Source organism: Streptomyces sp. ST2-7A, from assembly GCF_021390475.1.
Taxonomy (GTDB): Bacteria; Actinomycetota; Actinomycetes; order Streptomycetales; family Streptomycetaceae; genus Streptomyces.
Map to the genome: position 1 here is coordinate 18,071 of NZ_JAJUWS010000037.1, position 23,863 is coordinate 41,933.

12 protein-coding genes are annotated in these 23,863 nt (G+C 73.2%); 6 read left to right on the forward strand and 6 right to left on the reverse strand.

The window, feature by feature from the left end:
• The first annotated feature begins 97 nt into the window (after window positions 1–97).
• Window positions 98–2,923, forward strand: a complete 2,826-nt coding sequence (gene secA, locus LZF96_RS20095; protein WP_233874647.1) for a preprotein translocase subunit SecA — start codon at window positions 98–100, stop codon at window positions 2,921–2,923.
• A gap of 98 nt (window positions 2,924–3,021) precedes the next feature.
• Here the strand turns inward: secA and LZF96_RS26705 are convergent, their stop codons facing one another.
• Window positions 3,022–3,945 carry an Rv3235 family protein gene (locus LZF96_RS26705; protein WP_267941142.1) on the reverse strand — a complete coding sequence of 308 codons (924 nt, stop codon included), beginning with the start codon at window positions 3,943–3,945 and terminating at the stop codon, window positions 3,022–3,024.
• Window positions 3,946–4,208: 263 nt separating this feature from the next.
• Between LZF96_RS26705 and LZF96_RS20110 the strand changes: the two genes are divergently transcribed.
• From LZF96_RS20110 to LZF96_RS20125, 4 genes are all read left to right on the forward strand, one after another.
• Window positions 4,209–4,715, forward strand: a complete 507-nt coding sequence (locus LZF96_RS20110; RefSeq protein WP_233874650.1) for a hypothetical protein — start codon at window positions 4,209–4,211, stop codon at window positions 4,713–4,715.
• A gap of 374 nt (window positions 4,716–5,089) precedes the next feature.
• Window positions 5,090–5,734, forward strand: a complete 645-nt coding sequence (locus LZF96_RS20115) for an HAD family hydrolase (protein ID WP_233874741.1) — start codon at window positions 5,090–5,092, stop codon at window positions 5,732–5,734.
• 830 nt (window positions 5,735–6,564) lie between these two features.
• Window positions 6,565–11,751: an NAD-glutamate dehydrogenase gene (locus tag LZF96_RS20120; RefSeq protein ID WP_233874653.1), complete on the forward strand. Its 5,187-nt coding sequence runs from the start codon at window positions 6,565–6,567 to the stop codon at window positions 11,749–11,751.
• 267 nt (window positions 11,752–12,018) lie between these two features.
• Window positions 12,019–12,882, forward strand: coding sequence for a polyprenol monophosphomannose synthase (locus LZF96_RS20125; RefSeq protein ID WP_233874656.1), 864 nt, complete (start codon window positions 12,019–12,021; stop codon window positions 12,880–12,882).
• 100 nt (window positions 12,883–12,982) lie between these two features.
• Here LZF96_RS20125 and LZF96_RS20130 read toward each other — a convergent pair whose 3' ends face one another.
• Complete coding sequence (locus tag LZF96_RS20130; protein ID WP_374203285.1) at window positions 12,983–14,848, reverse strand: stealth family protein; 1,866 nt, start codon at window positions 14,846–14,848, stop codon at window positions 12,983–12,985.
• 424 nt (window positions 14,849–15,272) lie between these two features.
• On the opposite strand from LZF96_RS20130, the gene LZF96_RS20135 reads away from it, so the two are divergent.
• Window positions 15,273–15,632, forward strand: a complete 360-nt coding sequence (locus tag LZF96_RS20135; RefSeq protein ID WP_233874660.1) for a nuclear transport factor 2 family protein — start codon at window positions 15,273–15,275, stop codon at window positions 15,630–15,632.
• Between the two features lie 193 nt (window positions 15,633–15,825).
• Here the strand turns inward: LZF96_RS20135 and LZF96_RS20140 are convergent, their stop codons facing one another.
• From LZF96_RS20140 to LZF96_RS20155, 4 genes are all read right to left on the reverse strand, one after another.
• The gene (locus LZF96_RS20140; RefSeq protein ID WP_374203283.1) at window positions 15,826–16,836 is read right to left on the reverse strand and encodes a carbohydrate ABC transporter permease; all 1,011 of its coding nucleotides are present in this window, start codon (window positions 16,834–16,836) and stop codon (window positions 15,826–15,828) included.
• 154 nt (window positions 16,837–16,990) lie between these two features.
• Window positions 16,991–18,292 (reverse strand): carbohydrate ABC transporter permease, encoded by a 1,302-nt coding sequence (locus LZF96_RS20145; RefSeq protein WP_233874663.1) that lies wholly within the window; start codon window positions 18,290–18,292, stop codon window positions 16,991–16,993.
• 297 nt (window positions 18,293–18,589) lie between these two features.
• Complete coding sequence (locus tag LZF96_RS20150) at window positions 18,590–19,930, reverse strand: extracellular solute-binding protein (protein WP_233874672.1); 1,341 nt, start codon at window positions 19,928–19,930, stop codon at window positions 18,590–18,592.
• A gap of 431 nt (window positions 19,931–20,361) precedes the next feature.
• Window positions 20,362–23,241 carry an FtsK/SpoIIIE domain-containing protein gene (locus tag LZF96_RS20155; protein WP_233874674.1) on the reverse strand — a complete coding sequence of 960 codons (2,880 nt, stop codon included), beginning with the start codon at window positions 23,239–23,241 and terminating at the stop codon, window positions 20,362–20,364.
• Between the last annotated feature and the right edge of the window lie 622 nt (window positions 23,242–23,863).

Below are 23,863 nucleotides of genomic sequence, written 5' to 3' on the forward strand. Positions count from 1 at the left end.
TACGATGGCCGGTGCGGCGGGGCCGCCTGAATGGAACGCCGCGCCCACGCACCCGACCGTGACGTGTCAGGCCCGACCGGCAAGGAGACCAACCCTCGTGTCCGTCTTCAGCAAACTCATGCGTGCAGGCGAAGGGAAGATCCTGCGCAAGCTGCACCGCATCGCCAAACAGGTGAATTCGATTGAAGAGGACTTCCTGGACCTGTCGGACGCCGAGCTGCGCGCCCTGACCGATGAATACCGGGAACGCCTGGAGGCGGGGGAGACCCTGGACGACCTGCTGCCCGAGGCATTCGCCACCGTGCGTGAGGCGGCCAAGCGGGTGCTGGGGCAGCGTCACTACGACGTGCAGATCATGGGTGGCGCCGCCCTTCACCTGGGGTACGTGGCGGAGATGAAGACCGGTGAGGGCAAGACCCTCGTCGGCACCCTGCCGACCTACCTCAACGGGCTCTCCGGCAAGGGCGTCCACCTCATCACGGTCAACGACTACCTGGCGCAGCGCGACTCGGAGTGGATGGGCCGCGTCCACCGCTTCCTGGGCCTGTCCGTGGGGTGCATCACCGGTGGTATGCCGCCGGCCAAGCGGCGCGAGCAGTACGCCTGCGACATCACCTACGGCACCAACAACGAGTTCGGCTTCGACTACCTGCGCGACAACATGGCGTGGTCGAAGGAGGAGCTGGTGCAGCGCGGCCACAACTTCGCGGTGGTCGACGAGGTGGACTCCATCCTCGTCGACGAGGCCCGCACCCCGCTGATCATCTCCGGCCCGGCCGACCAGGCGACCAAGTGGTACGCGGACTTCGCGAAGCTGGTCACCCGACTGGAGCGCGGCGAGGCCGCCGTCCCGACCCGTCAGCAGGCGGAGACCGCCGACTACGACGTCGACGAGAAGAAGCGCACCGTCGCCATCCACGACGCCGGCGTCGCCAAGGTCGAGGACTGGCTGGGCATCGACAACCTCTACGAGTCGGTGAACACCCCCCTGGTCGGCTACCTGAACAACGCCATCAAGGCGAAGGAGCTGTACAAGCGGGACAAGGACTACGTCGTCGTCGACGGCGAGGTCGTGATCGTCGACGAGCACACCGGTCGCATCCTCGCCGGGCGTCGCTACAACGAGGGCATGCACCAGGCGATCGAGGCGAAGGAAGGGGTGAAGATCAAGGACGAGAACCAGACCCTCGCCAAGATCACCCTTCAGAACTATTTCCGCCTCTACGACAAGCTCTCCGGCATGACCGGTACGGCGATGACCGAGGCGGCGGAGTTCCACCAGATCTACAAGCTCGGCGTGGTGCCCATCCCCACCCACCGGGTCCCGGCCCGTGTCGACCAGGCCGACCTCATCTACCGGACCGAGGTCGCCAAGTTCAACGCGGTGGTCGAGGACATCGTCGAGAAGCACGAGAGCGGCCAGCCGGTGCTGGTCGGTACCACCTCCGTGGAGAAGTCCGAGTACCTCTCCCAGCAGTTGGCCAAGCGCGGGGTGCGCCACGAGGTGCTCAACGCGAAGAACCACGAGCGGGAGGCGCAGATCGTCGCCGCCGCCGGCCGGCGGGGCGCGGTGACCGTGGCCACCAACATGGCCGGTCGCGGTACCGACATCAAGCTCGGCGGCAACCCCGAGGAGATGGCCGAGGACGAGCTGCGCGCCAAGGGCCTGGACCCGGTGGAGCACTCCGAGGAGTGGGCGGCGGCGCTGCCCGCCGCCCTGGAGCGTGCCGAGCAGTCGGTCAGCCAGGAGTTCGAGGAGGTCAAGGAGCTCGGCGGCCTCTACGTGCTGGGTACCGAGCGCCACGAGTCGCGGCGCATCGACAACCAGCTGCGCGGTCGTTCCGGACGTCAGGGCGACCCGGGCGAGTCCCGCTTCTACCTGTCGCTGGGCGACGACCTGATGCGACTGTTCAAGGCGCAGATGGTCGAGCGCGTCATGTCGATGGCCAACGTGCCGGACGACGTGCCGATCGAGAACAAGATGGTGACCCGGGCCATCGCCTCGGCCCAGGGCCAGGTCGAGCAGCAGAACTTCGAGATCCGCAAGAACGTCCTGAAGTACGACGAGGTCCTCAACCGGCAGCGCGAGGTGATCTACGCCGAGCGCCGCCGGGTGCTGGAGGGCGCCGACCTGCACGAGCAGGTGCGCTTCTTCATGGAGGACACCATCGAGGCGTACGTCCGGGCGGAGACGGTCGAGGGCTTCGCCGAGGAGTGGGACCTGGACCGGCTGTGGGGCGCCTTCAAGCAGCTCTATCCGGTGTCGGTGACGATCGACGAGTTGATCGAGGCGGTCGGCGAACGCGAGGGCCTGACCCCCGAGTTCATCGCCGAGGAGGTCAAGCGCGACGTCAACGAGCAGTACGACGCCCGCGAGGAGCAGCTCGGCGCCGAGGTCATGCGGGAGCTGGAGCGTCGCGTGGTGCTCTCGGTGCTGGACCGCAAGTGGCGCGAGCACCTCTACGAGATGGACTACCTCCAGGAGGGCATCGGCCTGCGGGCGATGGCCCAGCGCGACCCGGTGGTGGAGTTCCAGCGCGAGGGCTTCGACATGTTCACCGCCATGATGGACGCCATCAAGGAGGAGTCGGTCGGTTACCTGTTCAACCTGGAGGTCCAGGTGGAGCGCCGGGTCGAGGAGGTGCCGGTGGAGGCGCCGACCGGCGCGCCGCAGCTCACCAAGGAGTCCGACGCCCCGGCTCCGGCGGCGGCCCCGGCCCGGCCGGCCATCCGGGCCAAGGGCCTGGAGGCCCCGCAGCGGGCGGAGCGACTGCACTTCTCGGCCCCGAGTGTGGACGGCGAGGGCGGGGTGGTCGAGGGCGACTTCGACGCCGCGGCCGGTGCCTCCCCGCCCGGTGACGGGATGAGCCGGGCCGAGCGCCGCAAGGCGCAGAAGGCGAGCGGTCGCCGCCGCCGGAAGTGAGCCCGGGCCGGGGTCCGCGGACCCCGGACGAGGTGTGAGGGTGCCGGTCCGTCCCCCCGGGGGGACGGACCGGCACCGTCGTTTCCGGAGCCTTTCGATCAGCGGGGGCACCGGGGGCGGGACCGGCGCGCGGGTCCGTGACCGGTGGGGGCGGACCGGGTGGGGGCGGCGAGGGGGTCGAGGGGGCCCAGGTCCACGGCCTCGCAGCGCCAGCTCCGGGGCCCCCGCCCGAGCCGGAAGGCGAGGGCGTGGACCCGATCATCCGGGACGGCCACCCGGGCGAACGCCTCCAGCACATCGGGTCGGGGACGGCAGGAGCCGACCCCGAGCAGGGTGGGCGGGGCGGTCGGGTGGGTGCCGGTGGGGCGCAGCGGGGCGAGCGGGGTCCGGGGGATCAGGTGCTCGTAGGTGTCGGCGTCGGTGTGCCCGACCAGGGTGTGGAGCGGGAGCCGGCCGCCCAGGACGAGGAGGAGCGTCCGGGCGAACCAGTGGTGCGGGTTGACGGGGTCGGGCCGGCCGAGGGGTTCTCCCGCGGTGTCGGCCCGGGTGAGCCGGCCGAGCCGGAGGGCGGGTCCGGCGGGACCCGTGGGGGGTGTGGGGCCGGTGGGAACGATCGCGCGACGGGCGGGGCGCGGACGGGAGGCGATCGGGTGGGCGGTGAGGTCGGAGCGGGTGGCCCCCGGCGGGGGACATCCGTGTGGCCGGGGGGTTCGGGGGGTGGTGCGGGTGGTCGACCGGCGGTGCGCGGTCGTCGGTGCCGCCCCGGGTTCACCGGTGGGGCGGTCCGGGTGGTGCGGACGGCGCGGCCCCGGGGTGCGGTACCGGAGGGGTCCGCCGACCGGTGCGCCGGTCGCGCCGGTCGGCGTTGCCGGGTGCCCCGGGGCGGGCCCGGTGGCGGCACCGGTGACGCCGGAGCCCGCCCGCCGGGTCGTGCCCGTGGTCGTCGTGGCGCCCGTCGTATCCGTGGTCGGTGTCCCGTGTGTCGTGTCAGCTGTGGTCGTGTCAGCTGTGTCCGTCGTCATGACGCCACTCCCATCCGGGGCCCTCGCGGGGTCGGCCGGATCGTCGGCCCCGGCCCGTGCGAAGACCCCACGAGCAGGGGCTACCAGTCGGTAACATGGCGGAGTGTAACCACGGTCACACGCGTCGACCAAGCACGTTGCTCCGAGCGGGGGTCGCCCGTCGGGGAGGGGCCGGACCCCGGCGGGGCCCCGGCGACACCTCCCGCGCGTCGGGGTCCGTTCGCCCCACCGATCCCGGCCCGCGCTGCTCTATCCTGAGCCCCATGCGCGTCTATCTCCCGCTCACCCTTCCCGGGCTCGCCGAGGCGTATCGGGCGGGGGAGGTCGGGCCCGCCCCCCTGACGGCCCGGGCCGTCACCCCCGGCCTGCGCGAGTGGTATCTCTCCGGCGACGAGGAGGAGTTGGAGTACACCGCCCTCGGCCGGGCAGCCCTCGCCTCGCTGCGGTTGGTCGCCGCCGACCGGGGCGCGCCGCCGCGCCGGGTGGTGCTCGCCGTCGACGTGCCCGACGAGTGGGTGCGGGTCGACCCCGACCGGGCCCTGCTCGTCGAGGCGTTGGGCGAGGTGACGCTCGCCGAGGCGGTCCCGGTGGCCCGTTGGGTGTCGGCGCACGTGGACTCGGCCGACGCGGAGACCGATCTGGTGGCCGCCGCCGACGCCCTCCCGGCCGCCGAGAAGGGGGACCCCGATGCCCGGTTCGTCGTCGAGGGCGCCACCGACCACGAACTGCTGTGGTACGCCGTGCAGGAGATCCCCGACCTCGACTCCTGAGGTCCGCCGGGTCCCCGGATCCGTCCCCGGGCGCGGTTCCGCACCGGGAAAACGACTCGAACGTCTGGTCGACATATCGTCCGAACGCTGGGTGTGGCGTCGAGACGGAGGGGAACCATCTCCCGCTCGGCGGGGAAACCGCCGGCCGGCTGTCGGTGATCGCGCGTACCGTCGGTGTCATGCGTCAGGACAGCCGACCCCACCAACCCCCGCTCCGGTCCGGGGCCCCGATTCCCCCGCCCATCCCGTCCGGTCCGCCCCCGTCGTCGGGCCCGCCGGCGGCGCCGCCGCCCTCGGTGCCCGGTCTCTCCGACCCGCCCACCGGGCCGGGTCGGACACCGACCCCCGCACCGGCCCCATCGGACTCCCCGCACCTGGTCTGGGACTGGAACGGCACGCTGCTGCACGACATCCACGTCGTGCTGGAGGCCACCAACGCCGCCTTCGGTGAGCTGGGACTGCCCGTCCTGACCCTCGACCGGTACCGCGACCTGTTCTGTGTCCCCATCCCGAAGTTCTACGAGCGCCTGCTCGGACGGCTGCCCACCGACGACGAATGGGTGGTGATGGACGGCGCCTTCCACCGCCACTACTTCGCGCGGATCGAGCGCACCGCCCTCACCGAGGGGGCGGTCGATCTCCTCGCCGCGTGGGGCGGAGCCGGTGGCACCCAGTCCGTCTGCTCGCTCGCCGGTCACGACCACCTGTCCGACTGGCTGGTGCGTCTGGACATCCACCACCACTTCACCAGGGTGGACGGCCACCCGGGTGGCGGGCCGCGCGAGGGCAAGGCCGAGCAGATGGTGCGCCACCTCATGGCACTGGAGGGCGTGGACCCCACCCGCACCGTGGTCATCGGGGACGCCACCGACGACGCGGTCGCCGCCGCCGCGGCCGGTGCCCGGGCCGTGCTGTACACGGGCGGCTCGCACAGCCGCCGCAGCCTGCTGGCCGCCGGCGTCCCCGTCGTGGACACCCTGGAGGAGGCCGTGGAGGTGGCGGGGAACCTCACCTCCTGAGCGCCGGCGTGAAGTACGGGCGCGCGGGGCCGTCCGCCGGGTGCCGGGCCCGACCGCCCGGTGCCCGCCCCGCCCCGCGCCGGTGGGCGCCGACGGCCGCCGGACGCTCCACCCGGTATCCCGGGGCGTGCGCCCCGGGGGCGCCCCCGACCCCGACACGCCCCCTCCGGTGTCCCCGACCGGCACCCGGCCCTGCGGTACCGTTCCCGTGGAGGCCCGTCCGCCCGCCGTACCGGCTGACGGGTCCGGGTCGCCGTCCGCTCCGGCGTACGGCGGACGCCGTCCCCTCCGGGATCCGCGCGTCACACCGTCGGTCGCCCCGTTCCCGACCGGGGAGGGAAGTCGACGGTGCCCGTCGCGGCCGGCCGATCCGTTCGGCGCCGGGCCGCACCCCGCGCACGGGGAACACCGCGCGACGCCACGTGACGGTGCGCTCGCCGTGCGGCACGCCCCGCCGACGACCGACAACGCCACACAGCCGACCGACAACAGCACGTGGCTCGCCCGCGGCCCCGCTCGCGGTTCTTGTCCACCCGGTCAAAATATCGTCCCCCGCTTTGTACGAACGGCGGCGGGAGCGCCGACACGGGAGCGGTAGCCTGAGCCCGTGATCAGCGCGATACCCGCCGGAGGCAGCGTCGCCTCCCCCGCCCCGATCGCGGAGTCCGCTCCGCGCGGGGTCCGGTTCCGCGCACCCCGCGCGGCCCGGTGCGGCCGGTCGTCGAAGGACGCGGCGGGGATCGCCCGTCATCCCCGACCGAGCGTCGCCCGCTGCATCCGACATCGAGTTCCCGACGTCGTGCGACGAGGCGCGACAGGAGTCAGAGGACATGCACAGCAAGCTGGATGACGTCAAAGCCGAATTGCTGGACCGCGCGGCCGAGGTCGCCGATCACGGACCGGCGGGGAGCAGAACCGCCCGGCACCCGGACGCCGACGAACTCCGGGCGTATCTCCAGCGCTACTACCTGTACGTCTCCCCGGAGGACCTCCAGGGGCGCGATCCGGTCGACCTCTACGGCGCCGCGCTCTCCCACCGCCGGCTCGCCGCCCGCCGCCCGCAGGGCACCGCCGACATCCGCGTGCACACGCCGACGGTCGAGGAGGTCGGCTGGACCTGCAGTCACACCGTGGTGGAGGTCGTCACCGACGACATGCCCTTCCTGGTGGACTCGGTCACCAACGAACTCTCCCGGCAGGACCGGGGCATCCACATCGTCATCCACCCGCAGATGATCGTCCGCCGGGACGTCGCCGGAGAGCTCCTGGAGGTCCTGGACGCCGGGCGCGACCCCTTCGGCGCCCGGACCCACACCCACGAGCCGGGTGAGCTGCCGGACGACGCCGTGATCGAGTCCTGGATCCACGTCGAGGTGGACCGGGAGACCGACCACGAGGATCTGCGGCGCATCGAGGCCGACCTGCGGCGGGTCCTCAACGACGTCCGCGAGTCCGTGGAGGACTGGCGGAAGATGCGCGAGCGGGCGCTGTCCATCGCCGACGAGCTGACCGTCCCGCCCGTCCTGGTGACCGACACCGCCGAGGACGACGACGCGACCGCCCTCGACGCCGACACCGACGGGGCGACCGACACCGCCGCCCGGGACGAGGCGGAGGAGCGTCGGCGCGTCCTGGAGATCGAGGAGGCCCGCGAACTGCTCCGCTGGCTGGCCGCCGACCACTTCACCTTCCTCGGCTACCGCGAGTACCGGCTGGTGCGGGAGGACAACGGCGGCGAGGGTGACGTGTTGGCGGCCGTCCCCGGCACCGGTCTGGGCATCCTGCGCTCCGACCCCACCCATGTCCTGCCGGAGGGCACCGCCGGGGACGGCACCGACACCGGAAGCGGCGGCGCGACCCCCGGCCGCACCGCGTCCGGCCGCACCGACATCGGTGACTACCACCCCGGCATCCCGACGCCCTCCTCCCCGGCGTTCAGTCGACTGACACCCGCCGCCCGGGCCAAGGCCCGCGAGCCCCGGGTGCTCATCCTCACCAAGGCCAACAGCCGTGCCACCGTGCACCGCCGCTCCTACCTGGACTACATCGGCGTCAAGAAGTTCGACGCCGAGGGCCGCGTGATCGGCGAGCGCCGCTTCCTGGGCCTGTTCTCCTCGGCGGCCTACACCGAGTCGGTGCGCCGGGTGCCGGTGATCCGCCGCAAGGTGGCCGAGGTGTTGGCCTCCGCCGGGTTCGCCCCCGACAGCCACAGCGGCCGGGACCTGCTCCAGATCCTGGAGACCTACCCGCGCGACGAACTGTTCCAGACCTCGGTGCCGACCCTGCGGTCCATCACCACAGCCGTGCTGCACCTCCAGGAACGCCGCCGGCTGCGGCTGTTCCTGCGCCAGGACGAGTACGGCCGCTACTACTCCGCCCTCGTCTACCTCCCCCGGGACCGTTGGACCACCTCGGTGCGGCTGCGGCTGAGTGACATCCTCTGCGAGGAACTGGGCGGCACCACCACCGACTTCACCGCCTGGAACACCGAGTCGGTGCTCTCCCGGCTGCACTTCGTGATCCGGGTCCCGACCGGTACCGAACTGCCGGAGATCACCGAGGCCGACCGGGATCGAATCGAGGCACGGCTGGCCGACGCCTCCCGCTCGTGGACCGACGGTTTCGTCGACGCCCTCCTCTCCGAACTGGGCGAGGAACAGGCGGCCGAACTGGGCCGGCGCTTCCAACACGCCTTCCCCGAGGGGTACAAGGCGGACCACCCGCCGCGCGCCGCCGTCGCCGACCTGCAGTACGTGCTCGGCCTGCGCACCGGGGAGGACGAGCCGGACTTCGCCCTCAGCCTCTACGAGCCGGTCGGCGCCGCCCCCGGCGAGCGCCGCTTCAAGATCTACCGCACCGGTGAGCCGGTGACCCTCTCGGCGGTCCTGCCGGTGTTGCAGAACCTCGGAGTGGAGGTCGTCGACGAGCGGCCCTACGAGCTGCGCCCGGCAGACGGTTCCACCGCCTGGATCTACGACTTCGGCCTGCGCGTCCCGGAGGCGGTCGCCAAATCCACCGGCGCCGACGTCCGCGAGCGCTTCCAGGAGGCGTTCTCCGCCGCCTGGACCGGCGAGGCGGAGAACGACGGGATCAACGCCCTGGTGCTGTCGGCGGGGCTGACCTGGCGGCAGGCGATGGTCCTGCGCGCCTACGCCAAGTACCTGTGGCAGGCGGGGGCGAGGTTCTCCAAGGAGAACATGGAGGCCACGCTCTGCCGCAACGTCCACACCACCCGCCTGCTGGTCAACCTCTTCGAAGCCCGCCTGCACCCCGAACGACAGCACGCCGGTCACGAGTTGACCGACGGCATCCTGGAGGAACTGGACGGTGCCCTGGACCAGGTCTCCAACCTGGACGAGGACCGCATCCTGCGCGCCTTCCGGACCGTCATCCGGGCCACCCTGCGCTGCAACTACTTCCGTTCCGACGGCGATGTCCCCGCCGGTACGACCGCCGACGGCACGGAGGCCGGGCGACCCCGGCCCTACCTGTCGATGAAGCTCGACCCGCAGGCCATCCCCGACCTGCCCGAGCCGCGCCCGGCCTACGAGATCTGGGTGTACTCCCCGCGTGTGGAGGGCGTCCACCTGCGCTTCGGCAAGGTAGCCCGGGGCGGTCTGCGCTGGTCCGACCGGCGCGAGGACTTCCGCACCGAGATCCTGGGCCTGGTCAAGGCGCAGGAGGTGAAGAACACCGTCATCGTGCCGGTCGGCGCCAAGGGCGGGTTCGTCGCCAAGCGGCTGCCGAGCCCGACCCGGCGGGAGGCGTGGCTGGCGGAGGGCGTCGCCTGCTACCGCACCTTCATCCGCGGACTGTTGGACATCACCGACAACCTGGTGGACGGCCGGGTCGTGCCGCCGCCCGGGGTGGTGCGCCACGACGGCGACGACACCTACCTCGTGGTCGCCGCGGACAAGGGCACCGCCACCTTCTCCGACATCGCCAACGAGGTCGCCGGCGAGTACGGCTTCTGGCTGGGCGACGCCTTCGCCTCCGGTGGCTCCGCCGGCTACGACCACAAGGCCATGGGCATCACCGCCCGGGGCGCCTGGGAGTCGGTCCGCCGACACTTCCGCGAACTGGGCCACGACACCCAGACGCAGGACTTCACGGTCGTCGGCATCGGTGACATGTCCGGTGACGTCTTCGGCAACGGCATGCTGCTGTCGGAGCACATCCGGCTGGTCGCGGCCTTCGACCACCGGCACATCTTCCTGGACCCCGACCCCGACGCCGAGATCTCCCACCTGGAGCGCCGCCGGCTGTTCGAGCTGCCCCGCTCGTCCTGGGCCGACTACGACACCTCGCTGCTCTCCAAGGGCGGCGGCGTGCACCCGCGCTCGGCCAAGTCCATCCCGCTCACCCCGCAGGTGCGCGCGGCCCTGGACATCCCGTCCACGGTTGTGGCGATGACCCCCGCCGACCTGATGCGGGCGATCCTGCGGGCCCCGGTGGACCTGCTGTGGAACGGCGGCATCGGCACCTACGTCAAGGCGTCCACGGAGAGCCACGCCGCCGTCGGCGACCGCGCCAACGACGCGATCCGGGTGGACGGCCGGGACCTGCGGGTCAAGGTGATCGGCGAGGGCGGCAATCTGGGCCTGACGCAGTTGGGCCGCATCGAGTTCGCCCGATCCGGTGGGCACTGCAACACCGACGCCATCGACAACAGCGCCGGGGTGGACACCTCCGACCACGAGGTGAACATCAAGATCCTGCTCAACGACGTGGTCGCCAACGGGGACCTCACCGTCAAGCAGCGCAACCTGCTGCTGGCGGAGATGACCGACGAGGTCTCCGACATCGTGCTGCGCAACAACCACGCGCAGAACGTGGTGCTGGCCACCTCCGAGGCCACCGCGCCCGGCCTGCTCCTGGCCCACCAGCGCTTCATCCGCTCCCTGGAGGTGGACGGCCGGCTGGACCGGCGACTGGAGTTCCTGCCGGACGACGAGGAGATCTCCGACCGGCTGCACGTGGGGGAGGGGCTGACCCAGCCGGAGCTGGCGGTGCTGCTGGCGTACGCCAAGCTCACCACCACCGAGGCGCTGGTCGACACCGACCTCCCCGAGGACCCGTACCTGCAACGGCTGCTGGCGGTGTACTTCCCCGGCCCGCTGCGCGAGCGCTTCCCGGACCGGATCGAGCGCCACGCGCTGCGCCGGGAGATCATCACCACCCTCCTGGTCAACGACACGATCAACGTCGGCGGACCGTCCTTCCTGCACCGGCTGCACGAGGAGTCCGGTGCCTCGGTGGAGGAGATCGTCCGGGCGCACAGCGCCGCCCGGGCGATCTTCGGCCTGCACCGGATCTGGGACACCGCCGAACAGCTGGCCAACGATGTTCCGGCGACCGTCCTGACCCGCATCCGGCTGCACTCGCGGCGGATGGTCGAGCGCGGCGCCCGCTGGTTGCTGAACAACCGGCCGCAGCCGCTGAGGCTGGCGGAGACCATCGAGGTGTTCTCCGACCCGCTGGGGAAGGTGTGGCTCGAGCTGCCCAAGCTGCTGCGCGGCCGGGACCTGGAGGTGCACAGCGCCACCCACGACGAGCTGGTGGGCAGCGGAGTGCCGGCCGAGCTGGCCCAGCAGGTCGCCGGGTTCACGGCGGTCTTCCCGGCCCTGGACGTGGTGGCCGTCGCCGACCGTACCGGGCGCGACCTGATGGACGTGGCGCAGGTGTACTACCACCTCGCCGACCAGCTGGGGATCTCCCGGCTCCAGGACCGGATCAGCATGCTGCCGCGCGCCGACCGCTGGCAGTCGATGGCGCGCACCTCGATCCGCGAGGATCTCTACGCGGCGCATCAGCTGATCACGGCCGACGTACTGGCCGCTGGGGAGCCGGGGGCCGACCCGGAGGAGATGTGGGAGGCGTGGGCCTCCCGCAACCGGGCGATCCTCACCCGGGCGCGCTCCACGCTGGCGGAGATCCAGAACTCCGACGGCTTCGACCTGGCCAACCTTTCGGTGGCGATGCGGACGATGCGCACCCTGCTGCGCAGCAACCGCTGACGCCGACGGAGGCCGACGCGCCCCCGGGCCGGGAACCACCGGCCCGGGGGCGCGGGTGTTTCCGCACCCGTGCCGGGTGCGGGCGGGGTCGGCCGGGGGCCGCCCGTCCCCGCACGGCCCGGTCCCCCGCTTGGCCCGGTCCCCCGCATGGCCCGGTCCCCCGCATGGCCCGGTCCCCCGCACGGCCCGGTCCCCCGCATGGCCCGGTCCCCCGCACGGCCCGGGAAAAGGCGGTACGACAAGCCCTCGGTTCCTAGGGTGACGGGCATGGAGCCACTGATGACCACCAGCGGTGTCGGTCGGGCGACCGCCCCGATGCCCGCCCCCGGTCGGGCCCCGGCCGCGACGACCCTGCCGGGGGAGTGGGCCCGTACCCCGGTCCTGGTGGTGATGCCGACCTACAACGAGGCGGGTGCCCTGCCGGGGGTGGTGGCGGAGTTGATGGCGCTGCCGCTGTCCGGCCTGCGGCTGCTGGTCGTGGACGACGCCAGCCCGGACGGCACCGGCCGGATCGCCGAGGGCCTGGCCCGCAGGTACGCCGTGCCGGGGCGCCCCGCGCGGGTGACGGTGCTGCACCGGCCCGCGAAGCTGGGGCTGGGGCGGGCCTACGTGGCGGGGATGCGCAGGGCCCGGGAGCTCGTCACCGAGCCGGGGAGCTCCGGGGTTGCCGCCGGGTACGTGGTCCAGATGGATGCCGACGGCAGCCATCCGGCCGCCGCGCTGCCGGTGATGCTGGGGGTGGCCCGCAGTACCGGGGCCGGTCTGGTGGTCGGCAGCCGGTACGTGGCGGGCGGGCGGTTGGCCGCCGATTGGGAGCGGCACCGGCGGATGCTCTCACGCGGGGCCAACGTCTACGCCGGGGCCCTGCTCGGGACGGGCATCCGGGACCTGACCGGCGGGTTCAACCTGTGGCGCGAGGAGGCGCTGCGGGCGGCGGCCCCGCAGGAGGCGGCCGGCGCGGGGTACGCCTTCCAGGTGGAACTCAAGCACCGGGCGGTGGTGCGCGGGGTGCGGGTGGTGGAGGTGCCGATCCGCTTCGGGGCGCGCCGCGCCGGGCACTCCAAGCTGTCGGCCGCGGTGCAGTGGGAGGCGGCACTGTTGCCGTGGCGCCTGCTGCTGCGGCGCCGGTAGTCCTCCACACCGGCCCCCACCGCGCCCGCCCCGGGCGGTCGTTGGCCGGGGCGGGCGCGGTGGACGGGAGAAAGCCCCGGGGGCCGGTGGGGCGCGGTACTCAGGCGTCCCGCTCGTAGGGGCTCGCGAAGGGGAAGTACGCCCGTAGGAACGGCTCCATGATCGACAGCTGGGTCGCCAGGTTCTTCTCGTCGGAGACGGTGTCGTTGAGACAGAACACCGTGCGGTTGTGCGCTGCCAGTAGTCGCCCCAACCGCGTCTCGATCGCCGGGTGCGCCATGTCGAAGTAGTCGTACGGGATGCCGCCGGGCACCGCGCGTCCGGTGAGGAACGCGTAGTAGTGGTGCAGGGAGGAGGTCACCGACAGATCGTCGAGGTCACGGAAGCGGTTGGCGGCGGTGGTCGTGTGCCGGTCCGCGAACTCCTCCTCGATCTCGTACAGCACGCTGCGCCGCAGGGCGTGCGGAACGTGCTTCATCTTCTGCGTGATGACCGCGCCGAAGCGCTCCTCCAACAGCATCCGGTTGTTCTTGCCCGCCACCGACACCGGAACGTCGTCCGGGGTGGGCAGCCCGTAGGGGATGTGTGCCTTGGAGAGGAAGAACCGGGTGAGGCCGTTGCCCAGGAAGAAGTGCTGGGGCACCGTCAGGCGGCCGAAGAACACGTCGTCGTTCAGGTAGAGGAAGTGTTCGGCCAGGCCCTCGATGTGGTGCAACTGGCTCTCGATGGCGTGTGAGTTGAAGGTCGGCAGCAGCGAGGTGTCGGAGAAGATCTCTCGGTGGTCGACCACCGTCAGCCCGGGGTGGTCGGTGTTCAGCCAGGACGGCACCTGGCGATCGGTGACCAGGTAGACGTGTCGGATCCACGGCGCGTACTGGTGCAGCGAGCGCAGCGAGTAGCGCAGTTCGTCGCGGCTGAGGTAGCGGGCGGCGTTGGCGGCCTCGGCGTGGTAGGTCTCGCCGGCATGCAGGGCGCGCCGGGCCAGCCACTCGGGGTCGGCGCCGTCCACCCAGGTGTAGACGGCGTCCACGGGGAAGGGCACGTCGTCGGGAAGGGGGCGGGAGAACTCCGGGATGGTGACCACCGGACGGGCGACGGCGCCCTTCCGCGCCGGGGCCGCGACGCCGGCGGTCATGATGTCGGTGTGGGTGGGGGGCCCGGCGTCGGTGTCGGTCGCGGGTTCGGGGGCCGGGTGCAGTTGGTCGACCCGGGCGAGCGGCACGGTGACCCGCGGGGTGTCGGGGGAGATCTCCTCGGTGCACCGATTGCGGCGCGGGGCGACGAGCATGCCGCGTTCGTCGGTCTTCCAGAACTCGACGGTGCAGCCGTAGCGTTGTCCGATGGCGTGGGTGCCGCGCCGGTCGGTGACGTACCAGCACAGCCGCACCAGCGGGGCGGAGGTCCACAGCCGGCGGGCGGCCTGTGAGTCGCCGGGCACGGTGTGGCGCGGCCCCCGCCGCCGCCGGCGGCGGTGGGAACGAACCCCTATGTAACCGGCGGTGCGCGAGCACAGGCGGGCCAGCGCGCGGGCGGCCCGCAGCCGTTCGTGCTCCGGCACGGCGACGGTGGAGCCCGCCGGGTCCACGCCGCGCACACAGAAGTAGTGGACGCCGGCCTCCTCGAGCGCCTCGCACACCCTGTGCAGGGACTCGTCCCGGACGGCCAGGGGGGTGGGGAACTCCATCACCGTGGCGGCCTTGGGCTGTCGGTTGACCTGCACCATGCGGCGTTCGGGAGCGGAGAACAGATCCGGTCGGCCGCGACGGGCGCGCTCCGCGCGAACCTCCGCCATCCGCTCGGGCACGGCCCGGGCGGCTTCGGAGAGGGTGCGCTTGACGGAACCCCGTACCTGCGGGGAGACCCGGCCGACCACCGCGCGGCGGGCGCTCAGGGGCACCACCCGGCGGTAGAGGGCCACCAGGGGGGACGCCTCGGGATTGACCGGCGGGTGGTGCCCCCGGGACACGGCCGAGGAACCGGCCGGTCGACCGGCCGCGCGGGCGGCGCCCCCCGTCCCGGAGCCGTCGGCCGACACCGGGTGGGCCCCGGTCTCGGCTCGGTCGCTCACGGCGCGTGGCCGCCCGACCTGAACAAGAGCTGCATACCTGATGAAACGCCGCATAACTGTCACGATACGACGCGGCGACCGAGGGAGCCTTCGGTTCGCGTCCGACGCGGCGGCGGATGAGGTGGAAATCGGTGCACAGCGTGATGTCACGATCGGCACCTTCCACGGTTTCGGAAACCCATGCGTCGCCGGCGTGGGGAAGAGGTGCGCGTCACGTGTGGGTGGTGCCGTCCGGTGGTGAACGCGGGGTGGGGGCGTGGGAGTGCCGGGGTGTGCGGCGTGCCGGGATGCGCGGGGCGTCCGAAGGGGGTCTCCTGGTCGCATGACCGACGCCGATATCCGTCTCGATCGCCCCTCACGCCCCTCGAACCCCGTCGTCCGCGCCTTCTTCCAGGCGGTCAACACCGGTGACCGCACCGCGCTGCTCGCCCTGCTGACCACCGACGCCGTACTGGTGGTGGACGGTGGGGAACGCGAGGTGGAGCCGTGGTTGGACCGGGAGGTCCTGGACCCGGGCGGACATGTGGAGGTGGTGGACGAGGAGGTGGGCGGCCTCGTGGTGTCCGGCCGGTTCCGGGCGGGGGAAGGCGCCGAGCCGGTGACCGGCCGGTGGGCCTTCGAGTTGCGGGAGGACCGGGTGTCACGGGTCGAGATCGGCGGGAGCCGGGAGTCGGGGGCGTGAGCGGGGAGGACGCGGGGGCCCGATCGGCCGGGGACCGTCCGCGGGCCTCCCCCGCCCGGTCGACAGGTGTTCGAACGGTCCGTGGAAGCGGTGTGTAACTCACCCTTTCGGGTGAGCGTGAGAAAACCCCCGCGCGCCGCCCGTTGGGGCGAACGTGCGGGGGTGGGCGCCGGCACGGGCGTGCCGGTCGTCCTCACTTCACGGAGCCGGCCATCACCCCCGCCACGAACTGACGCTGGAACGCGAAGAACACCGCCAGCGGTACCAGCATCGAGATGAACGCACCGGGCGCCAACACGTCGATGTTCGCCCCGAACTGCCGCATCTCCTGTTGCAGCGCCACCGTCATCGGCGGGCTGCTCGAGGAGGCGAAGATCAACGCCACCAGCATGTCGTTCCACACCCACATGAACTGGAAGATCGCCAGTGCCGCGATCGCCGGGCCGCCCAGCGGCAGCACCACCCGGGTGAACAGCCGTATCTCGCCGGCCCCGTCCAGCCGTGCCGCCTCCAGCAGTTCGCGGGGGATCTCCGCGAAGAAGTTCCGCAGCAGGAAGATGGCGAACGGCAACCCGAAGGCGGCGTGGAAGAGGACCACCCCGGGGATCGTCTCGAAGATCCCCAGGACGTTGAACAACCGCGCCACCGGGATCAGCGCCACCTGGATGGGCACCACCAACAGCGCCACCACCAGCAGGAACAGCCAATCCCGACCGGGGAAGTCCAGCCAGGCGAAGACGTACGCGGCCATCGCGCCGACCGCCACCACCAGCACCGTCGAGGGCAGCGTGATCGCCACCGTCGTCCAGATGGAGCCGGTGAAGGCGGAGTTCCCCAGCAGGTTCGAGTAGTTCTCCATCGACCACTGCGAGGCGTCGGTCAGGGCCGTCCACCAGCCGTCGGCGGAGATGTCCCGCGGGCTCCTGAAGGAGGACACGAACAGACCGGCGGTCGGCAGCAGCCATACCAACCCGAACAGGATCAGGGTCACCCGCGCCGCGCCGCCGGCGGTCATCGAGACCAGACGGGAGGCCGGGGAGCGCCGTGTGTCCCGGTCACGGCCGACGGGCCCGGCCGGACCGTCGGTCACCGGATGGCGCGGTGGCTCGGGCCGGGCGGGGGACAGGGCCCCCGGCGTGCCGGCGTCCGAACCGTCCCCCCGGCCGGAGTCGGCGGAGGAGGCGGGGATCTCGGGTGTGCTCATCGTGATTCCTCCTGTCCCCGGTGTGCTCCCCGGTGTGCTTCCCGGTGGGGTCCCGGGCGTGCCCCTCGACGCCGTCCCGGTTCTCCCCCCGGTCCCGGTGCGGCCGACGCGTCGGGGCGCCGGACCGGCCGGCCGGGGGCGTGCGTGTCCCGCCTCATCCCTTGCGCTCCTGTCGCAGTCGTCGGATGTTGAAGATCATCACCGGCACCACCAACAGCAGCAGGAAGACCGCGATGGCGCTGCCCAGGCCCTGGTTGGGACTGGTCCCGAAGGAGGAGAAGTACAACTGCAACGCCAGCACGTTGGCGTCCGGTTGGGTCGAGCCCGGGGCGATGATCAGCACCAGGTCGAAGACCTTCAGCACGTTGATCATCAGGGTCACCAGCACCACCGCCAGCACCGGCGCCAGCAACGGGACCGTGATCCGCCGGAACACCTGCCACTCGTTGGCGCCGTCCACCCGGGCGGCCTCCAACATCTCGCGCGGAACCCCGGCCAACCCGGCGGCGATCAGGACCATCGCGAAGCCCGCCCACATCCACACGTAGCTGCTGATGATGGCCGGGGTCACCAGAGTCGGACCCAGCCAGTCCACCCCGTTGAACGAGGCGGCGAAGTTGCCTGCGGCCAAGCGCAGTTCGGCGCCGTCCGCCTCGGCGGGCAGCGAGAAGGTCCCGTCGTCCCCGGCGGTCGCGGTGGCGACCACCGTGCCGTCGCGCACCGCCTCCACGACCATCCCCGGCAGGCCCCGCTCGTCCTCGTCGACCACCCCGGGATCACCACCCCCACCGGGGGCGAAGTCCAGCCACACCACGCCGACCACCGCGTCCGGGGCGGGCTCCGGGGTCACCGCCTGTCCGGCGTCCGCCACCCGCGGCGGTGCCACACCGACCAGTGGCAGCAGCGCCGGTTCGCCCACCGCGGCCGGTTCGGCGGCCACCAGACTCTCCTCCGGTCCCGGCTCGAACCCGCTGTCCGGGCGGGGACGGGCGTCGGGCCAGGGCGCGCCCTCGGAGAAGGTGTCGTTCACCGAGACCAGGATGGCGTTGGCCACGCCCCGGTCCGGGTCCGCCTCGTACACCAGGCGGAAGATGATGCCGGCGGCCAGCATGGAGATGGCCATCGGCATGAAGATCACCAGCTTGAAGGCGGTGGACCAGCGGATCCGCTCGGTCAGCACCGCGAAGATCAGACCCAGGGCGGTCGCCGCGGCCGGCGCCACCAGGATCCAGATCAGGTTGTTCTGCAGGGCCCGCCGGATGGCGGGGTTGGCGAACATCTCCCGGTAGTTGTCCAGCCCCACGAAGCCGGTACCGGGGGCGTCGAAAAGGCTGCGCCACAGGGAGTACCCGATCGGGTACACCACCAGCGCCCCCAGCAGCAGCAGGGCGGGCAGCAGGAAGCACGCCACGGCCCATGGGCGGGCGCGTATCACCGCCGGTCGGCCATCAGCCATCCGTCACTCCATCCATCGGATGTCGGTCCATCGGGTGCGGGTCCGTCGGACGCGGACCCATCGGGTGTGGGGTCCCCGCGCGTCGCGCGGGGATCGGGCGGGTCGAGGGGGACGGGCGGACGGGTCCCCGGCTCCGGGCCGGCGCCCGTCCCGGCGCCGGCGCGTGGCCCGCGACCCCGCGCACGGCGGCCCGGGGCGACCGGGAATCCGTCGGGGCCCACCCCGACCGGCCGGGGCCGGGGAGCCGCTCCGATGTGGACGGCTCCCCGGCCCCGACGGCGGGGCGGGAGTCGGGGGTCAGTCCCCGTAGGCCCGCGCCGCCTCGTTCTCCAGGTACTGCTGAACCCCGTCGATGTCCTCGGGGTCGCGCAGGAAGTCCTGGAGCGCCTGCCACATGCCCTGACCGGTGGTGCCGCCGAACGCCGCCGGCGCCTGGTCGGAGAGGTCGAAACGGAAGTCGTCGCCCGCCTCGATCAGCGCGTCGGCGATGTTCCGCTGCACGTCGTCCGGGTAGGCGGAGGTGTCCAGCTCGCGGTTGGGGGACAGGAAGCCGCCGCCCTCGGCCCAGATGCGGGCCGCGTCGGTGGAGGCGAACCAGGCGAGCAGCGCCATCTGGGCCTCGCTCGCCTCGCCCTCGGGCGCCAGCGCGACCGCGACATCGCCACCGCTGACCACCGGCGCGTCACCGTCCACCGACGGGAAGGGGAAGACCAGCGCGTCCTCGCCGACCACGGCGTCGGTGCCGTCGGCGATCACCGAGGCCACGAAGTCACCCTCGTAGACCATGCCCGCCGCCGGGTTCTCCGGGTCGGCGAAGGTCTGCGTGACGGAGGTCGGGAAGTCGGTGCGCAGCGCGCCGTCCGCGCCGCCCGCCAACAGGCGGTCGGAGCCGAAGAGTTCGGCCAGTGTGGTCAGTGCCTCGGTGACGCTCTCGTCGGTCCACGGGATCTCGTGGGCGGCGAGTCGGTCGTACATCTCGGGGCCCGCCTGCGAGAGGTAGATGTTCTCGAACCAGTCGGTGAGGGTCCACCCGTCGCCGCCCGCCACGGAGACCGGCGGGGTGCCGGAGTCGGAGATGGTTTCCGCCACCTCGATGAACTCCTCCCAGGTGCCCGGCTCGGAGACCCCGGCGTTCTCGAAGGAGGTGGTGTTGTACCAGATCAGTGATTTGTTCGCGGCTTTGACGTAGACGCCGTACTGCTCGCCGTCATGGGCGCCCAGATCCCGCCAGCCATCGGCGTAGTTGGCGTTCAGCTGCTCCATGACGGTGTCGTCCACCGGAACCGCCCAGCCCTGCTCTGCGAACTCGTGCAACACGCCGACCTGCGGCAACAGCACGACGTCCGGTGCCGAGCCGCCCGCGATCTTCTGGCCCACGAAGGTGGCCACGTTGTCGCCCGAGGGGACGAAGTTCACCTCCGCGCCCGTTCGACTCTCGAACTCGGCGACCGCCGCCATGAAGTTGGCCTGTTCGGCGCCGGTCCACACCGCGGCGATCTCCAGACTCTCACCGCTCAGGTCCGGCAGTTCGATCGAGGACTCGACGCTCCCGCCGTTGTCACCGCCGTTTCCGCCGTTTCCGCCGTCATCGCCGTTGTCACCGCCGCAGGCGGTGGTCAGGGCCAGGACGGAGGCCACCGCGACGGCTCCCGCCGTGCGTGCCGCGCCCCCTCGCCGGCGCGTACCGGCCCTCGTTATTCCCGTCGCCGGCTCTCGCCTCACCACGCGCATGTCATCGCTCTCTTCCCGGGGCGTGGCGAACCGACCGGGGGTCGGGACCGCCACGCCGCATGTCCCGTTCGTCAAAGGTCCTACGCCGGGGCATCCCCCGTCACAAGTCGGAGCACTGCTTCAACTCCGGTTCGTGACAGGGCTGTTATCGGAAAATGAAGGCGGCGAGCCGAAGCGATTCCCCGGGCTCGGGGAATCGCAGGTGAGGGTACACGTGGCCGACCCATGGGGCATTCGGGACGTTTGGGGTGGTCGGAGTGGACGGGGCGACCGGGCCGACCGGAGTACCCCGGGAACGCGGGCCCGGCGGAGCCCCGGCGCGGCACGCCGGCCCCGCCTCACACCGGCGAGGCGGCGTGTTCGTTCCTTCCGGCCCGCGCGGCGGCGCTCGCCAACAACGCCGCGTCGGTGGGGCCGTTCCCCAACTCGCGCACCGGCCGCCGGGTGGGGGGATCCCCGGCCCGGTCCCAGTCCAGCGGCACCACGGTGGGCCGCAGCGTCGAGGTGCGGGGGATGCGGCCGGTCACCCTGGCCACCTGGAGTTCCACCGGCTCCGCACCGGGCCGCAGCAACTCCCCCCGCCCGGCGGGGGAACCCGCCAACCGGACCCGGGCACCGGGCGCCCGGGCCGGTCCGCCCGCCAGGATCAGGTGCACACCCAACCGGGCGCCGGCACCCGCGACCGCCTCCAGTATCCGCACCATCGATCCCGCCGCCGGCCGGCCCGGATCACCGGCCGCCGGCGCCCACAGCGCCTCGGAGTCGTCCACCACGACCATCAGGCGGGGCAGCGGCCCGCTGCCCGGAGCCAGCATCGTCGGGAGGGGCACGCCGTCCTCCTCCGGCGGCTCGGGGACGGTGAACCCGGTCCGCCCCCCACCCGGCCGGTCCTCGGCGAACCCCCGGCCGTCGAGCAGGTCCTCGCGCCGTTTCAGCTCCGCCCGCAGGGCGCGGGCGAAGGCCCGCATCCGCACCGGATCGTTCGCCCGCAACCGGCTCGCGGTCTGCGGCAGCTCCGCGCAGGCGGCCAGACGGCCTCCACCACCGCCCTCCACCAGGAGCAGGGACAGCTCACGCGGCCCGCGGGCGGCGGCCAGCGCGACGACGAGCGAGCACAGGGTCTCGCTGCGCCCCGATCCCGGCGGGCCCTCCACCACCAGCGGCCCGGACAGGGCGGCCGGGTCGAGGACCACCGGGCCGCCGGTGCCGACGCCCAGCGGGACCGGCAACCCGGCCCGGGGCGTGCTCCAGCGTTCGCGCAGCACTCCGGGGGTGACCCGGGGCAGCCCCAACAGATCCAGCAGCCGGACCGAGGAAGGCAACGGCCCTCCGGTCGTCGCCTCGTCGGGCTCGTCGGGGTCGCCGCCCAATGGCGCCAGCGCCCGGGCGAATCGCTCCGCCCAGGCGCTGGAGACGGCGTCCACGGCCGCCGCCGGTCCGACCGTGCCGTCCGCCGACACCAGGCGGACGGTGGTGGCCACCTCGCCCACCAGCACGGCCGTGCTGCCACAACCGACCAGGGCGGGCACCGCCGCCCGGGCCGAGGCCAGGCCGCGTTCCAGCGGTGAGGCCGGGGTGGCGGCCGGCGCCTCGGCCAGGCACAGGGCGTGCACCCCCCGCGCGCGACCGCGCGCCACCAACTCGGCGGCCGCCGCGCGGGCCTCGGCGCCACCGGGGTCGCCGTCGAGGACCAGCAGGGTGCGCGGACCGTCCGGGTCCCGCTCGCCCGACTCCCGTTCGCCCAACTCACGCAGCCGGGCGAGTGCCTGCTCACGGTCGAAGGCCACCAGTCGGCGGCAGGCCCGGCCGGGGCCGGGGGCGGTGTGCGGGAGCCACCCGGTCCACGCCCACTCGGCGGCCCGGTCGGGGGCGACCACGACCAACTCCAGCGCGGCGGGCGGGTGCTCGGCGATCAGACGGGCGATCAGGCCGCGTGCCAGGCCGCTCAGTCGCCGACGCGGGCCGACGAGGCCCAGCGAACCGATGGCCTCCAGGGAGACGGCCACCGGCTCCCGGCCGCCACCGGAGCGGTGGACGGTGCCGGGCCGCACGATCAGCGGCGGCCGGGGTGCCGGCGGGGTCGAGGCGCCGGCGGGCGTCGGTGCCCCGCCGGTGTCCGGCCGGGGGGCGACCGGTGCCGGTCCGGTGGGGTGCTCGGGCCGGGTGCGGGCGCGCGGCACGGCACCGGTCGGGAGGTCGGGGGCGAAGGGGAAGGACGGGGCGGGGGTCGATCCGGTGGGAACGGCGCCCGCCCATGGGGTCGGGCCGCCGGGGGTGCGGCTCACCGCGGGCGCCGAGGGCGCGGCCGGCTCGGGGATGGCGTCGGAGCCGGAACGGGCGCGGGGGGCCGGTCGGGACGCGGCCGGGGGAGGGGTCTTCCTCCGGGGGGCCGGGGCGGCGGGCCACAACCCGGCCGGGTCGTCCAGGGCCCGCAGCAGCAACTCCGCCGGATCCGGTCCGGCTCCCTCCTCGGCGGGCCGGGGCGTCCGCGCCCCGGCCTCCGCCGGTGGTGCGGACGGCTCCGGGGGGCGCTCGCGGCGCAGCAACCGACCACCGAGTCGACGGCGCGGAGTCTCCGCGGCGGGCACCGGCGGCGGTTCCGGTGGGGGGACCGGGGCGCTGCCGGCCCCCTCCGTCGCCGGGTCGGCGCCCCGGGCGGCGAGGATCCGCAGCGTGGATTCGCCGAGACGCAACTCGGAGCCGGGGGGCAGCGGCAGGTCCCGATCGGTGGGGAGGGCGACACCCTCCAGGGTGGTGCCGTTGGTCGAACAGAGGTCCCGCGCGGTCACCGGGCCGGGCCCGTCGGGCACGGTCAACAGGCAGTGCAATCGGGAGACATCGGGATCGTCGAGGGGCACGTCGGCCCGTGCGGAGCGGCCGATCCGGACCTCGCCGCCGTGCAATAGGTGCACGCCGCCCGCGTCCGGGCCGGATACCACCAGCAGGCGGGGAACGGAGTCGTCGGCGCGGTCCACCCCCACCGGCCCGTCGGTGGCGAGCACGGCGCCGTCCATCAGCGGCGGTCGGCCCAGGGGCGCGCGCCGCGGATCCAGGCGCCGGGCCCCGCACCAGACCACCCCGGGGACGCCGCCGGCGGGATCCGCCGCGGCCACCAGATCGCCGAGCACCGCTTCCAGGGGGGTGTCCACGGGTGCGGTGACGGTCACGTCGGCACCCTCGCCGCCCCGCGGGCCGAGAACGGTCAACCTGATCTGCATCGGCCCTCCCGATCGGGTCGCAACGGCGGGCACGCCGGCCGCCCCCGGCATCCTCGCACCCCCCACCGACACCCCGCTCCGGGCTCCTCCCGGGCTGATCTTGATTGGTCGTATCCGACCGAATCCGACCGCTCCGCGACGTCGGGATCCGGCCGGCCGGGACCCACCGATCGGGCGGGTTCCGGAGTGGTCCCGAAACCGCTCCCGGGCCCCGGAAACGGGCCGCGCCGCCGGCCGCCCCACCGGTGGGAGGGAAACCGGGACGCACACATCCGGACAGATCCGTGCCCGGACCTTCCCGGGGCCCGTTCACCCATCCCCCGAAGTCCGTTTCCGGTCGATCCCGCGCCACCGGGCCGGAAGGAGCACCACGGCCCCGGCCCCGCTCCCCGGGGTCCGGTGAGGCGGCGGGGCCGGAAAACGGGAGGGGCGTCCCGCCTCCCGATCCCGGCCTCGGCGGCGACGACGGACGACCCGCCCGGCGGCCCCCACCCCCGGGCGCCGGGGCGCGGGACCCCGGCCACCCACCTCCCGGGTTCGGCGACCGCGCTCCGGCGTCGCCGGAGCGGGAAGGTGCCACGGTCGCGGGCCGGGGGCGGCTCCGACACCTCCGACCGATCGG

What these genes read in the sequence shown, in the direction of transcription:
- LZF96_RS26705 (WP_267941142.1), bottom strand. Translation starts at nt 3,945, where the DNA reads ATGACGACGGACACAGCTGACACGACCACAGCTGACACGACACACGGG.
- LZF96_RS20110 (WP_233874650.1), top strand. Translation starts at nt 4,209, where the DNA reads ATGCGCGTCTATCTCCCGCTCACCCTTCCCGGGCTCGCCGAGGCGTAT.
- LZF96_RS20120 (WP_233874653.1), top strand. Translation starts at nt 6,565, where the DNA reads ATGCACAGCAAGCTGGATGACGTCAAAGCCGAATTGCTGGACCGCGCG.
- LZF96_RS20125 (WP_233874656.1), top strand. Translation starts at nt 12,019, where the DNA reads ATGGAGCCACTGATGACCACCAGCGGTGTCGGTCGGGCGACCGCCCCG.
- LZF96_RS20135 (WP_233874660.1), top strand. Translation starts at nt 15,273, where the DNA reads ATGACCGACGCCGATATCCGTCTCGATCGCCCCTCACGCCCCTCGAAC.
- LZF96_RS20140 (WP_374203283.1), bottom strand. Translation starts at nt 16,836, where the DNA reads ATGAGCACACCCGAGATCCCCGCCTCCTCCGCCGACTCCGGCCGGGGG.
- LZF96_RS20145 (WP_233874663.1), bottom strand. Translation starts at nt 18,292, where the DNA reads ATGGCTGATGGCCGACCGGCGGTGATACGCGCCCGCCCATGGGCCGTG.
- LZF96_RS20155 (WP_233874674.1), bottom strand. Translation starts at nt 23,241, where the DNA reads ATGCAGATCAGGTTGACCGTTCTCGGCCCGCGGGGCGGCGAGGGTGCC.